A 13,045-nucleotide genomic window follows, 5' to 3' on the forward strand; every position below is an offset into this window, starting at 1 on the left:
GCGCACCTAGTCGCGGGGGCGCTCCAGGCGGGCGACGAACTTGTAGCGGTCGCCCCGGTAGACCGAGCGCACCCACTCGACCGGCTCGCCCTCGCTGTCCAGGGAGTGCCGGGAGAGCATCAGCATCGGCAGCCCCACGTCGGTGCCCAGCAACCCGGCCTCGCGGGGGGTGGCGAGCGAGGTCTCGATGGTCTCCTCGGCCCGCGCCAGGTGGACGTCGTAGACCTCGGCCAGGGCGGTGTACAGGGAGCTGTACTTGACCAGGCTGCGCCGCAGGGCGGGGAACCGCTTCTGGGACAGGTGGGTGGTCTCTATGGCCATCGGCTCGTTGCTGGCCAGCCTCAGCCGTTCGATGCGCAGCACCCGGTCCCCGGCGGTGATGTCCAGCAGGGCGGCCAGCTGGTCGTCGGCGGTGACGTATCCGATGTCCAGCAGCTGGGAGGTGGGCTCCAGGCCCTGGGCCCTCATGTCCTCGGTGTAGGAGGTGAGTTGGAGGGCCTGGGACACCTTGGGCTTGGCCACGAAGGTGCCCTTGCCCTGGATGCGCTCCAACCGGCCCTCGACCACCAGTTCCTGGAGCGCCTGACGGACCGTGGTGCGGGAGGTGTCGAACTCGGTGGCCAGGGTGCGTTCGGGAGGTACCGGGGTGCCGGGGGGCAGGGTCTCGGTCATCTCCAGCAGATGCCGCTTCAGGCGGTAGTACTTGGGCACCCGGGCGGTCCGGGTGACGCTACCGTTGCCCCCGGGTGCTCCCGCCCCCTGCGGCGTGGGTGCCGTGGTCGCGCCCTCGTTGGTCTCCATGGCACGCCCTCCGCCTTCGTGTCCTGCTGCCGTCACCGGCTTTCCTCCGTACGTCTGCCCCCGTGGCGCTGGGAGCTTCGCGGCTCATCGTGGCATGAGCGCCACTCGCCTGGGCTGGCCGGTAGGGATGTCGTTCCCATAACGGAACCCAGGCTCGGCCCGGCGCCCCGTTGACAGCGGGATAGGTCCAGGCCAAAGTGCGGGCTAGTGGTCTACACCACTAGGGTGCCGTGATGTACGAGGAAGCGCACCCCCCAGGGAGAAGATTGACCGCGATCCGGCGAGGACCAGGCGAGCCAGACCCGGCGAAGGGAATCCGTCCATGACCAGCCTCGTACCCCACGACCCGCACCACGGCGACCCCCTGGCGCACGACGCGTTGACCGTGCTGCAACCCGGGTTCACCGGCACCACCGCCCCCGACTGGTTGCTGAGGCGCCTCGCCGAAGGGCTCACCTGCGTCGGCCTGTTCGCCCGCAACATCGCCCACCCCGAGCAACTGGCGCGACTCACCGAACAGCTGCGCAAGGAACGCCCGGAAGTGGTCGTCGCCATGGACGAGGAGGGCGGCGACGTCACCCGACTCGAAGCCCGCACCGGCTCCTCGTACCCCGGCAACCTCGCCCTGGGCACCGTCGACGACCCCGACCTCACCCGCGCCGTCGCCCACGAACTCGGCACCCGCCTCGCCCACTGCGGGGTCAACCTCAACTGGGCCCCCTCCGCCGACGTCAACTCCAACCCCGACAACCCCGTCATCGGCGTCCGCTCCTTCGGCGCCACCCCCGACCACGTCGCCCGGCACACCGCCGCCTACGTGGAGGGGCTCCAGGCGGCCGGAGTGGCGGCCTGCGCCAAGCACTTCCCCGGTCACGGCGACACCGCCCTCGACTCCCACCACGACCTGCCCCTGATCGAGGTCGACGCCGACACCCTCCAGGCCCGCGAGCTGATCCCCTTCCGGGCCGCGGTGGCCGCCGGGGCCCAGGCCGTGATGAGCGCCCACATCCTGGTGCCGGCGCTGGACCCCGACCGGCCCGGCACCCTCAGCCCGGCCGTGCTGGGCGACCTGCTGCGGGCCCCGGAGTCCCAGGGGGGCCTGGGGTACCAGGGGTTGATCGTCACCGACGGCATGGAGATGCGGGCCATCACCGCCCGCTGGGGCCTGGAGGAGGGCAGCGTCCGCGCCCTCGCGGCCGGGGCGGACGCCCTGTGCGTCGGCGGGGGACTGGCCGACGAGGAGACCGTCCTACGGCTGAGGGACGCGCTGCTGGAGGCGGTCCGCGAGGGCCGGTTGCCCGAACAGCGGCTGGCCGACGCCGCCCGTCGGGTGCGCGTCCTCGCCCAGTGGGCGCGTGATGCCCGGCAGGGGCTCGCCGAACCTCCCGCACGCCCCGACGCCCCCGGCGAACTGGGCCTGCACGCCGCCCGCCGCGCCCTTCGGGTCACCACCGCCACCGAACACCGGCCGGCCCGCGAGCCGTTGTACGTCGCCTCGCTCACCCCGAGGGCCAACATCGCCGTGGGCGACCAGACCCCCTGGGGGGTGGGCCCCGAACTGAGCCGGCTCCTGCCGGGCACCGCCACCGACAGCTACGGCGCCCCCGACGACGAGGGCGAGCCCCTGCCGAGGATGCTGGCCGCCGCCGGTGACCGCAGAATCGTGGCCGTGGTACGCGACGCCCACCGGCACCCCTGGATGGCCGGCACCCTGGACGCCCTGGTGGCCAGCCGGCCGGACACCGTGGTGGTGGAGATGGGGGTACCGCAGTCCGCCCCGGTGGGCGCCCTGCACATCGCCACCCACGGTGCCGCCCGGGTCTGCGGACAGGCCGCCGCCGAACGCATCGTCGGGGCCCGCGCGTCCACCCCCGAGCCCTCGGGCACCGAGACCTGACCGGACCGAACCACCACCCAGCACCTGGAGGGACCCCAGCATGGCCACCCCGCAGCCCCCCGTACCCGGCCACCTCATGGCCGGTGAACTGGCCGAGCAGCCGGCCGTGCTCCGCCGACTGCTGGACGAGGGTGCGGCGGACATCCGCCGCACCGCCGAGCGGATCGCCGAACGGGGGCCCCGCTTCGTCCTGCTCACCGCGCGGGGCACCTCGGACAACGCCGCGCTGTACGCCAAGTACCTGCTGGAGGTGCTGCTGGGCAAGCCCTGTGGGCTGACCTCCATGTCGACCACCACCGCCTACCAGGCCGACTTCGACCTCCGCGACTGCCTGGTGATCACGGTGAGCCAGTCCGGCGGTTCCCCGGACCTGGTCGCCTCCACCCAGGCCGCCGCCGAGGCCGGGGCGATCACCCTCGCGGTGACCAACAACCCCGACTCGCCGCTGGCCCGGGTCAGCGAGTTCCACGTCGACGTACTGGCCGGCCCGGAGAAGGCGCTGCCGGCGACCAAGACGTACACCGCCGAACTGCTCGCCCTCTACCTCCTGGTGGACGGACTGCGGGGCGGCGGCGGTACGGAGGCGGCCGAGGTGCTGCCCAAGCTGGCCGAACAGGTGCTGGCCCGGCAGGAGGAGGTCCGCGCGCTGGCCGCCCGGTACCGCTTCGCCGAACGGATGGTGCTCACCTCCCGGGGCTTCGGCTACCCCACCGCCAAGGAGGCCGCGCTCAAGCTGATGGAGACCAGCTACATCCCCGCCCTGTCCTACTCCGGCGCCGACCTGCTGCACGGCCCCCTGGCCATGGTGGACAACGTCTCCCCGGTGATCGCCGTGGTCCCCGACGGCCGGGGTGGTGAGGCGCTCCAGCCCGTACTGGACCGGCTGCGCGACCGGGGCGCCGACTTGGTGGTGGTGGGCCCGCAGGCCGAGGTGGACCGGGCCTCGGCCGGGTTCGCGCTGCCGACCGAGGGGGTGCCGGAGGAGCTCCAGCCGATCCTGGAGATCATGCCGCTCCAGATGCTGGCCTACGAGGTGACCATGGCCCGTGGACAGGACCCGGACGCCCCCCGGGCGCTGGCCAAGGTGACCGAGACCCGCTGACGTGCCACCGGGGGCCGGCCGACCGCCGCGCCCCCGGACGCACTTCGGGCCGCGGCGCCGCTTCGGGACCCTCAACCCGTACGGCACCGCAGCCCGGAGCGACTGGGGCCCCGGCGCGGTCAGGGCAGAACACGCCCTCGGGCCCCGTCCCGCCCTCCTGTGCGGGGAGGGCGGAAGTCCTGTGTGCGGTTGTCCCGGCGGTCCGCCGGACCGGGCCGGCGAACAACCCGGACCGCCCATTGTGGACTAGACCATTCCCGCTGTCCATGCCCTGAGCACAACAGGAGCCCAGGCTCTGCCGAAGGCCCCCACCGGTACGCTCGCCGGGTGCCCTCCATGAACGACCTCGTACACCAGCACACCGACCTCGGCGCACCCGAGCTGGACTGGCTGCACCTGCTGGTCTCCGAATGGCAGCTGCTCTCCGACCTGTCCTTCGCGGACCTGGTGCTGTGGGTGCCGACCAAGGACGGCTCGCGCTACGTCTCCATCGCCCAGATGCGCCCCAACACCGGGCCCACCTCCCACCAGAACGACATGGTCGGCCACCTGGTCCCCCGGGGACGCCGGCCCCTGCTGGACGCCGCCCTGGACGAGGGCCGCATCGTGCGCGAGGGCGACCCCGAGTGGCGCGAGGAGGTCCCGGTACGGGTGGAGTCCATCCCGGTACGCAAGGACGGACGGGTACTCGGCGTCATCGCCCGCAACACCAACCTGCTGACCGTACGCACCCCCAGCCGGCTGGAGCTGACCTACCTCCAGAGCGCCTCCGACCTGGCCCAGATGATCGCCGCCGGCTCCTTCCCGTTCCCCGGCCAGCAGTCCGACGTGGAGACCTCCCCCCGGGTCGGTGACGGACTGATCCGGCTGGACGCCGGCGGCCTGGTCCAGTACGCCAGCCCCAACGCGCTGTCCGCCTACCACCGGTTGGGCCTCAGCGCCGACCTGGTGGGCCTGCACCTGGGCGAGGCCACCAGCGAACTGGCCCCGGCCCAGGGGCCGGTGGACGAGGCCCTGGTCAAGCTGGCCAGTGGCTGGGCCCCCCGGGGCGCGGAGGTGGAGGCCAACGACTGCGTGGTCCAGCTGCGGGCCATCCCCCTCAAGCCCAAGGGCACCCGGATCGGTTCCCTGGTGCTGCTGCGGGACGTGACCGAACTACGGCGCCGGGAGCGGGAGTTGCTCACCAAGGACGCCACCATCCGGGAGATCCACCACCGGGTGAAGAACAACCTCCAGACGGTCGCCGCCCTGCTGCGCCTACAGGCCCGGCGGATGGACTCCGAGCAGGGGCGCGGGGCGCTCAACGAGGCGGTGCGCAGGGTCGGTTCCATCGCCATCGTGCACGAGACCCTGTCGCAGAACCTCGACGAGAGGGTGGAGTTCGACGCCATCGCCGACCGGGTGCTGTCCATGGTCGCCGAGATCGCCCCCGGAAAGGTCACCGGCCGGCGTACCGGGCGCTTCGGCATCCTGGAGGCGGACGTGGCCACCCCGCTGTCCATGGTGCTCACCGAGATCCTCCAGAACGCCCTGGAGCACGGGTTCGGGCCGGGGGAGCAGGGCACCGTGACGGTCGCGGCCACCCGCACCAACCTGCCGGCCCGGTCCTCGAACGGTCAGGAGCCCCGGCGCCAGGGCCGGTTGAGGGTGACGGTGGTGGACGACGGTCGGGGGTTGCCCGAGGGCTTCGACCCGCACAGCGCGGGCAACCTGGGCCTCCAGATCGTCCGCACCCTGGTGGAGGGGGAGTTGGGGGGCGAGTTCACCATGCGGCCGGCCGACGGTGGGGGCACCCGGGTGGTACTGGACATTCCGGTGGCGGCGGAGAAACGGTGACGATCCCTTCGCCGGAGTTCCCCGATGTGACCTTTCTGAGCCCTTGTTGAGGATTCCCCCAAGGGGTGTGGGGGAGTAACACCCAGGCGTGCAAAGAGAGTTGAGCGCCCCCCGGGGATTCCTTCACTCGGGCGTACGCGGGGGAATTCGCCCGGCGTGCACGTGCCCCCTCCACGCCATCGGCACCAACTCCGCACAACGCCACGGCGCTTGGGGCCGGCGCCGGCGGCGGGGTTCGGTGGTGGGGCGTGGAGCTGGAGCCGGGATGAGGACAAGCGAGAGCCCCGGTCGAGAGCGGTAGCTCTCGGCCGGGGCTCGAAGCTTTACGAATGCGGGCGCATCGAAGGTACTGCGCGCTGCGGCTCGGGGTGCAGCTGGTGGCAGGGGGTGCGTCAGGCGGTCGCGTTGTTCCGCGCCCGGTTGCGGGCGGCGCGGCGCTTCATCGCGCGGCGCTCGTCCTCGCTGAGGCCACCCCAAACACCGGAGTCCTGGCCGGACTCCAGAGCCCACTGCAGACACTGCTCCATGACGGGGCAGCGGCGGCAGACGGCCTTGGCTTCCTCGATCTGCAGCAGCGCAGGACCGGTGTTGCCGATGGGGAAGAACAGCTCGGGGTCTTCCTCGCGGCAAACGGCGTTGTGACGCCAGTCCATGGCTGCTACCTCTCTCGTTCGAGCTTGCTTGTGAATGTGAACGCTTTCACGAATCCCTCCACGGGGGAAGAGGTCGACGCCCAATCGCTGGGAGTGCGACCCGGGAAAGTGGAAGTGGATTCGGGCTCTCAAGGGGGCCCGCTCGCGGGGCCGTCCCGATCGCCATGAAGAGACTCGCAAACCTCGGCTACGGATACAACCCCTACAGGAAAGTTTTTTTTGATTCCTTGGTGTCGCCTAGCTCACAGCCGTACTTCCAGTGGGTGGACCCTGGCCTAAACGTTCGACTAGAAGGTCTTTTAGGCCTTCGACTTATGCAATCACACGCAGTGCACGGCGAACGCCTGTGAATTTCACGCTGGTGCGCACTCCCAGGTGGTCGCCGTCCATCTGGAATGGCAACGGCACCTGCGAATGCAAGGTGAACGCCGTGACGTCATGGAGGGACGCAGCGTGCTTGCCGTGGGGCCCCCGCTCCGGGCTGGAGGTCAGCAACTGGGTGCCGTAACGGCTCACCGCGAGCGGGGTCAGCCGGGACAGCCCCAGCACGTCCAGGGCGGTGTCGAAGGAGGCTCTGGGGGCCGCGTACACCGGCCTGTTGCCCAGGTACGTCCAGGGCGCGGTGTTGCACACCACCGCCAGCGCCAGCTCGCGCAGCGGCTCCTCGCCCTCGCGCTCCAGGGTGATGGTGCCGTGCCGCCGGTGCGGCTCTCCGAGGAACTGCTTGAGGACCTGCCGTACGTAGAGCGCGTGGGTCGATCTCTTCCCACGCTCCCGTTGCTTCTCCACCCGCCCGACCACTCCGGCGTCGAATCCCAGCCCCGCGGTGAAGGTGAACCAGCGCTCGGGCACCTCCGCGTCGTCCGAACCCGGCACCCCGGAGGTCAGCCCCAGGCCCACCGTGCGCTCCCGCCCTTCACGGAGGGCGTCCAGCAGGGCGCCGGTCGCCTCCACCACGTGGTTGGGGAAGCCCAGGGCGCGGGCGAAGACGTTGGTCGAGCCCCCCGGTACGACGGCCAGCCGGGGCAGCCGCTCGGGGTCGGGGCCCTGCTCCAGGAGCCCGTTCACCACCTCGTTGACGGTTCCGTCCCCGCCCAGGGCGATCACCAGATCCGTCTCGCCGCCTCTCGCCGCCTCTCGCGCGAGGTCGCGGGCGTGCCCCCGGTACTCGGTGGTGGCCACCTCCAGCTTGAGGTCGCTGGCCAGAGCGTGGGTGAGCACGTCGCGGGTGCGGGCACTGGTGGTGGTGGCTGCCGGATTGACGACAAGGAGCGCGCGCATGGATGGCAGCGTACCCATCGCTCACCAGTACGGCCCAGTCAAGGCCCGGACGGTGGGCCCGTGGGCCACCGCTACCCTGGCGGGGTGAGCAGCAAGCGACCCGCCTCCCCGCCCGCGTCCCCCGCGTCCGCCGGCCAGGAGCCGCCCCCCGGCCCCCGGCCGCGCCGTATCGCCGTGGCCGCCGCGCTCACCGGGCTGGAGGGGGTGGTGGTCGCCGGGTTCGGGCTGTACTCGCTGGTGCTGCTGTTCACCCAGGACGCCGACCTCACCCAGGGGCTGACCCTGGCGGTGACCGTACTGGCGCTCGCGGTACTGCCGTTGGTGGCCGCGCGGGGGTTGTGGCTGCGTCGCCGTTGGAGCCGGGGGCCCTCGATGATCGTGCAGCTGATGGCGCTGCCGGTGGGGTGGCAGATGGCGCAGAACGGCGGCCCGTGGACCCTGGGCGGGGTGGTGATCGCCCTCGTCGGGCTGGCGGTCCTGGGCTGCCTGGTCAACCCCACCGCCACCGAGGCGCTGGGCATCGGCCCCCGGGAGGGCTGAGCGCGCGGCTGGCGGGCGTACGACGAAGGGGCCGCCCACGGGACGGCCCCTTCAACGTTTTCCGGTCACTTCCGCCGCGTCACTCCTCGACCAGCAGCTTGTCCCGCAGCTGGGCCAGGGTCCGGGCCAGCAGCCGGGAGACGTGCATCTGCGAGATGCCGACCTCCTGGGCGATCTGGGACTGCGTCATGTTGCCGAAGAACCTCAGCAGCAGGATCTTCTTCTCCCGGGGCGGGAGTTGCTCCAGCAGCGGCTTGAGGGACTCGCGGTACTCCACGCCCTCCAGGGCGTCGTCCTCGGCGCCCAGGGTGTCGGCCACGGCCGGCGACTCGTCGTCGGTGTCGGGTACGTCCAGCGACAGGGTGCTGTAGGCGTTGGCCGACTCCAGCCCCTGGAGCACCTCCTCCTCGGAGATCGACAGCCGCTCGGCCAGTTCGTGCACCGTCGGTGCCCTGCCGTGCTGTTGGGACAGCTCGGCGGTGGCGGACGTGAGGGACAGCCGCAGCTCCTGGAGCCGGCGGGGCACACGCACCGCCCAGCCCTTGTCACGGAAGTGCCGCTTGATCTCGCCGACCACGGTGGGGGTGGCGTACGTGGAGAACTCCACCCCACGGTCCGGGTCGAAGCGGTCCACCGACTTGATCAGGCCGATGGTGGCGACCTGGGTCAGGTCGTCCAGCGGCTCGCCCCGGTTGCGGAACCGGCGGGCCAGGTGCTCCACCAGCGGCAGGTGCAGCCGCACCAGGTGGTTGCGCAGCTCGGCCCGCTCCGGGGAGTTCTCCGGCAGCGCGCGCAGCTCGACGAACAGGGCGCGGGCCGTGCTGCGGTCCTGGGTGTCCCGCCGTGCCGCCGGTCCCTGTGTGGGCCGCTCCTGCTGCTGGTCCATCCGATCCGCCCGCTCCGCTTGGTCACCTGGCTCGGCCGGGTGCGGCCGGGCCTGCTGCTCCGGGATGGGCGCACCCGGCGGACCCTCGCGGTCCGCCCACGCCTCCCTCGCCTCATGCTCGGTCACGACGCTCCAGGTCCCGCGCCACGCTTCTTGTGCAGGCTGATGCTGACCGTCCGGTCCTCGGCGACCGTCGAGTCGACCTCGCCGGCCAGAGCGGACAGCACCGTCCAGGCGAAGGTGTCGCGCTCCGGTGCCCGCCCGTCGGTGGTCGGCGCGGAGACGGTCACCCGCAACGAGTCCCCGACGAGCTTGAACACGCAGCTGAGCACCGAGCCCGGCACGGCCTGTTGCAGCAGGATGGCGCAGGCCTCGTCCACCGCGATACGCAGATCCTCGATCTCGTCGAGAGTGAAGTCCAACCGGGCCGCGAGACCAGCCGTGGCCGTACGCAGCACCGACAGATACGCTCCCTCCGCTGGCAGCCGGACCTCGACGAAATCCTGCTCCCCACCCGCGTTGTGGGTCACTGCACCTCCTGTGTGGCACAAGCTGGTTGAGCTGCTGACCGGGACCTCGATCCCGCCGGAACCCCTTGTGGGAGCCCTACGGGACCAACGGGCCGGAGCGGCAGTTGGTTCGCCTGTGACGCTATCGCGATCGACGCCGTGCTGTCGCCCGCGCCTGGGGGCAGGGGTGACCCAGGACGTCGGCGTCACCCATGGTAAGACGCCAGGCACCGTCTGTCGCTAGGGCCTCCCGCTCCCCTCGGGACGCAGCCGCGTGACCTGCTCGGGGTGGTTCGCCAACGTTTCCCGGTGCTCCGTGCCGGGGCCGGTGACCACCGCCACCACGCGCCCGCCCGGCGGGAACGCGTCCCGTTCGGCGAGGGTGGTGAGCCCCCGTAGCAGCTTGGCCACGTAGAGCCGCTCCAGCGGGGGCAGTCCGTGGCGGGCGGCGAAGTCCTCGGCGAACTCCACCAACTCCGGTGGGGTACGGGCGTATCCGCCGCAGTGGAAGCCGTCCACCAGCCGCCAGTGGGGGAGTACCCGTCCGAACGCCTCGCGTTGCAGCCGCTCCACCTCGGGGCCGAGGAAGCCTCCGCGCAGTACCGGGAACCCGAGTGCCTCGGCCGGGCTCTGCTCGGGGCCGGCGAGGTCGGCGAGGCCGGCCGCCAGTCCGGCCAGGGTGCCGCCGGTGCCGCAGGCGACCCCGACCACGGTGGGCGGGGGGTCGCACTGGTGGAGCAGCTCCCGGCCCAGCTCGTGGCAGCCGTGCACGGCCGGGCCGTTGCTGCCGCCCTCGGGGAGGGAGTGGAACGGGCCGAAGAGGTCCCGGAGTCGGTGGACGTAGTCCTGGTGGTGACGCTGGCGGTACTCGGAGCGGCTGACGAAGTGCAGTGTCATGCCGTCGCGGGCGCAGCCCTCCAGCGAGGGGTTGAGCGGGCGGTGCGCCAGCTCGTCGCCCCGCACCACGCCGACGGTGCGCAGGCCCAGCAGCCGGCCGGCCGTGGCGGTGGCCCGCAGGTGGTGGGAGTAGGCGCCGCCGAAGGTGAGCAGGGTGTGGTGTCCCTCGCGCAGGGCGATCCGCAGGTTGGGGGCGAGCTTGCGCCACTTGTTGCCGGGCAGCTCGGGGTGGACCAGGTCGTCCCGCTTCAGCAGCAGCCGCAGGCCCCGGGAGGAGAAGCGGGGGTCGTCCACCTCCTGGAGGGGGGACGGGGGCCGGGGGCCCAGGAGCCGGTCGGGGTCGGGGACCTTCATTGGCCCAGTATCCGTACGGTGGGGGTGGGCCGGCCTCGGGGGACGGGCCCACCCCCACCGCGCGGGGTGACCGCTACTTCTTGAGCTGCTCGCCGATCCGCTCGCGCAGGGTGTCCATGCTGAACCCACGGGGGTCGACCTTCTGGTTGGTCCACTCCTTGTGGCCGATCACCGACCGCTCGCTCCAGCCGTGGTGCCGGCACAGTGCCGCCGCCGCCCGGACGATGGCCTCCATCTGCTCCTCGGGCCAGGGGTCCTCGCCGTCGCCGAGGTTCTCGCACTCGAAGCCGTAGAAGTGGATGTTGCCGTCGGTGTTCTGCTCGTTGGGGTCGGGCAGGGACTTCTTCTCGGCCACCACGGCGCGGTAGACGTCGTCGTCACCGAGTCCGGCGTGGTTGGCGCGGCCGTGGCCGACCAGGTGCACCGTGCCGTCCTTGGTGATCACGCCGTGGCACAGCGGGCCGGGCAGGGAGGCGTGGCCGTCGTAGCAGATGTCGACCGTGGCCTTGGAGCCGGTGGTGACGGTGTGGTGGATCATGACACCGTTGACGCCGCCCCAGGGGCCCTTGTTGTTGCGGTTGTGGGTACGCCACTCGCGTACCTCCTTGACCGTGACGCCCTCGTCCTTCAGTGCGTCGAGCAGCGCGTTGGCGGTGATGGGTGTGGCCATGAACAGTTGCCCCCGGTCCGTCAGGGTTGGATGGAGTTGTGGTGGTTGCCCTGGAGGCCGTCCGCGCCGTGTGGCCGCTCCTCGGGAGAGCTTCCCGGCTCGGTGCCGAGGCCCGGTACGGCGGCGAACAGTTCCCGCACACAGGGTTCCCGCACAAACGGTCGCAGCAACGTACCGATCCTGGCGTGTGCCCGTCGGGCGGCGCCGGAGCGGATCTGCCCCCCTTCGCGCAGGAACTCGTGCCAGCTGGCACAGGCGGCCTCCAACTCCCGTTGTTGTAGCAGGAGTTCGGCCAGGGCGGCATGGGTCAACGCGCGGGCGCGGTGTTCCCCCGTGGGGCGGGAGTCCAGCGAGGCGCGTAGATCGGTGACCGCGCCCTCGTGGTCGCCGAGGGTGGCCCGTACCCGACCGGACTGGAAGCGCAGGGCGGCCTCCCGGTAGTCGCCGACCGGTTCGCCCTCCCCGCCGTCCGGGAGCTGGGCGCGAAGGAGCTGTTCCTCGGCCCGTTCCAGGGAGCGGCGCGCCGCGACGGCCTGCCGGGTGGACGCCTGGGCCACCGCCAACCCCGCGTACAGGAAGGCCCGTTCACAGCCGGTCGCCGACTCGGGGGCGGCCCGACAGGCGGACTCGGCCAGCGCCAGGGCCTGGCGGTGGTGCCCCAGTTGGTGGGCCTGGCTGCTGAGGGCCCGGTGGGAGAGGGCCACCAGGTCGGCGTCCTCGCCGGCGGCGGCCAGTTCGGAGGCGGTCAGGAAGGCGCTCTGGGCCAGGCCCTGGCGCTCCTCGTCCGCGTACACCCGGGCCAGCAGGTAGCTCAGCCGCGCGGCCCCGGCCAACAGCGGCTCGCGGTACGGGCCCTGGCCGTTGCGCAGGGAACGGCCCAGCCCCTCCAGGCTGGCGGCCAGGGGCACCCGTACCGTGCCGCCGCCGTACCGCTCCACCTGCTGGGTGAAGAACCGGGCCTGCGCCCGCACCGAGGCCACCTCGGCCGGGCCGGCGCCGGGGGCCCGCCCGCCCCGGGAGGAGGGGACAGGGGCCCGGGGCGAGCGGCGGTGGGGGGAGCGGGGGGCCGACGGTGGGGCGTCGGCCCGGCCGCTCCCTTCGGAGGGCGGACCGCTCGTCCCCCGTGGCGACCGGCCCGGGGGGTGGGCGGGCCGGGGAGCCGTCAGGGGGCGGAGGCGGTCCAGCCGGTACGGGGCTGGCTGAGGGCTGCCGGTGGGGGCCGGGCCCACCAGGGGAGCGGTGAGTGGGCGGAGGTGGTCGACGGGCGTCAACCGCCGTGTGGCGCCCGGGGGTTCACTGCCGCCCATACCCAGTTCCGGCACGGTCACCCGTCGTCCCAGCCGCCGGCTGAACGCCTCGGCGAGCAGCTGCTGTACGGCCGGCCGGGGGCGGGAGCCGCGCAGCCAGTGGGCTATCGAGGTGCGGTCGTAGCGCAGCCTCATCCCGGACTCGGCGCCCAGCCGGGTCAGCGCACGGGCCAGCGCCTCCTGGGTCCAGTCACTCTCCGCCAACAATGCGCGGAGGGCGGTGTTCTGGTGGACGGTCTGGTGGACGTTCCGGGGTGCGGGGGCTTCGGCGCTTCGGGGGGTGGAGGTGCTCATCGGCCTTCGCTCAGTGTC

Annotated in this window: 12 protein-coding genes; 4 read left to right on the forward strand and 8 right to left on the reverse strand. The window is 72.3% G+C overall.

What is annotated here, in order from left to right; translation table 11 throughout:
- Positions 1-6: 6 nt before the first annotated feature.
- Positions 7-801, reverse strand: a complete 795-nt coding sequence (locus ABZT14_RS06825; protein ID WP_356298008.1) for a GntR family transcriptional regulator — start codon at positions 799-801, stop codon at positions 7-9.
- Positions 802-1,123: 322 nt separating this feature from the next.
- On the opposite strand from ABZT14_RS06825, the gene ABZT14_RS06830 reads away from it, so the two are divergent.
- The 3 genes from ABZT14_RS06830 (at position 1,124) to ABZT14_RS06840 (ending at position 5,636) form a co-directional block, all read left to right on the forward strand.
- Positions 1,124-2,698, forward strand: a complete 1,575-nt coding sequence (locus tag ABZT14_RS06830) for a glycoside hydrolase family 3 N-terminal domain-containing protein (RefSeq protein WP_356298010.1) — start codon at positions 1,124-1,126, stop codon at positions 2,696-2,698.
- 40 nt (positions 2,699-2,738) lie between these two features.
- Positions 2,739-3,800, forward strand: a complete 1,062-nt coding sequence (locus ABZT14_RS06835) for an SIS domain-containing protein (RefSeq protein ID WP_356298012.1) — start codon at positions 2,739-2,741, stop codon at positions 3,798-3,800.
- A 336-nt stretch (positions 3,801-4,136) separates the two neighbouring features.
- Entirely contained in the window at positions 4,137-5,636 is a 1,500-nt protein-coding gene (locus tag ABZT14_RS06840) for a histidine kinase N-terminal domain-containing protein (protein ID WP_356298013.1), read from the forward strand.
- A gap of 392 nt (positions 5,637-6,028) precedes the next feature.
- Here ABZT14_RS06840 and ABZT14_RS06845 read toward each other — a convergent pair whose 3' ends face one another.
- Positions 6,029-6,289 carry a WhiB family transcriptional regulator gene (locus tag ABZT14_RS06845; protein WP_356298015.1) on the reverse strand — a complete coding sequence of 87 codons (261 nt, stop codon included), beginning with the start codon at positions 6,287-6,289 and terminating at the stop codon, positions 6,029-6,031.
- A 312-nt stretch (positions 6,290-6,601) separates the two neighbouring features.
- Positions 6,602-7,570 (reverse strand): diacylglycerol kinase family protein, encoded by a 969-nt coding sequence (locus ABZT14_RS06850; protein ID WP_356298017.1) that lies wholly within the window; start codon positions 7,568-7,570, stop codon positions 6,602-6,604.
- 84 nt (positions 7,571-7,654) lie between these two features.
- Between ABZT14_RS06850 and ABZT14_RS06855 the strand changes: the two genes are divergently transcribed.
- Positions 7,655-8,110 (forward strand): hypothetical protein, encoded by a 456-nt coding sequence (locus ABZT14_RS06855; RefSeq protein ID WP_356298019.1) that lies wholly within the window; start codon positions 7,655-7,657, stop codon positions 8,108-8,110.
- A 79-nt stretch (positions 8,111-8,189) separates the two neighbouring features.
- Here the strand turns inward: ABZT14_RS06855 and ABZT14_RS06860 are convergent, their stop codons facing one another.
- The 5 genes from ABZT14_RS06860 to ABZT14_RS06880 form a co-directional block, all read right to left on the reverse strand.
- A complete protein-coding gene (locus ABZT14_RS06860; RefSeq protein WP_356298020.1) occupies positions 8,190-9,122 on the reverse strand; it encodes an RNA polymerase sigma factor SigF in 933 nt (310 codons plus the stop codon).
- The gene (locus tag ABZT14_RS06865; protein ID WP_356298022.1) at positions 9,119-9,526 is read right to left on the reverse strand and encodes an anti-sigma regulatory factor; all 408 of its coding nucleotides are present in this window, start codon (positions 9,524-9,526) and stop codon (positions 9,119-9,121) included. The genes ABZT14_RS06860 and ABZT14_RS06865 overlap by 4 nt, the downstream gene beginning before the upstream one ends.
- Before the next feature lie 219 nt (positions 9,527-9,745).
- Positions 9,746-10,756 (reverse strand): pyridoxal-phosphate dependent enzyme, encoded by a 1,011-nt coding sequence (locus tag ABZT14_RS06870; RefSeq protein ID WP_356298024.1) that lies wholly within the window; start codon positions 10,754-10,756, stop codon positions 9,746-9,748.
- 73 nt (positions 10,757-10,829) lie between these two features.
- Entirely contained in the window at positions 10,830-11,426 is a 597-nt protein-coding gene (locus tag ABZT14_RS06875) for a peptidoglycan recognition family protein (RefSeq protein WP_356298026.1), read from the reverse strand.
- A 20-nt stretch (positions 11,427-11,446) separates the two neighbouring features.
- Positions 11,447-13,027 (reverse strand): hypothetical protein, encoded by a 1,581-nt coding sequence (locus ABZT14_RS06880; protein ID WP_356298028.1) that lies wholly within the window; start codon positions 13,025-13,027, stop codon positions 11,447-11,449.
- Positions 13,028-13,045: the final 18 nt, after the last annotated feature.

Source organism: Streptomyces sp. NPDC005438 (assembly GCF_040606315.1).
GTDB lineage: Bacteria > Actinomycetota > Actinomycetes > Streptomycetales > Streptomycetaceae > Streptomyces.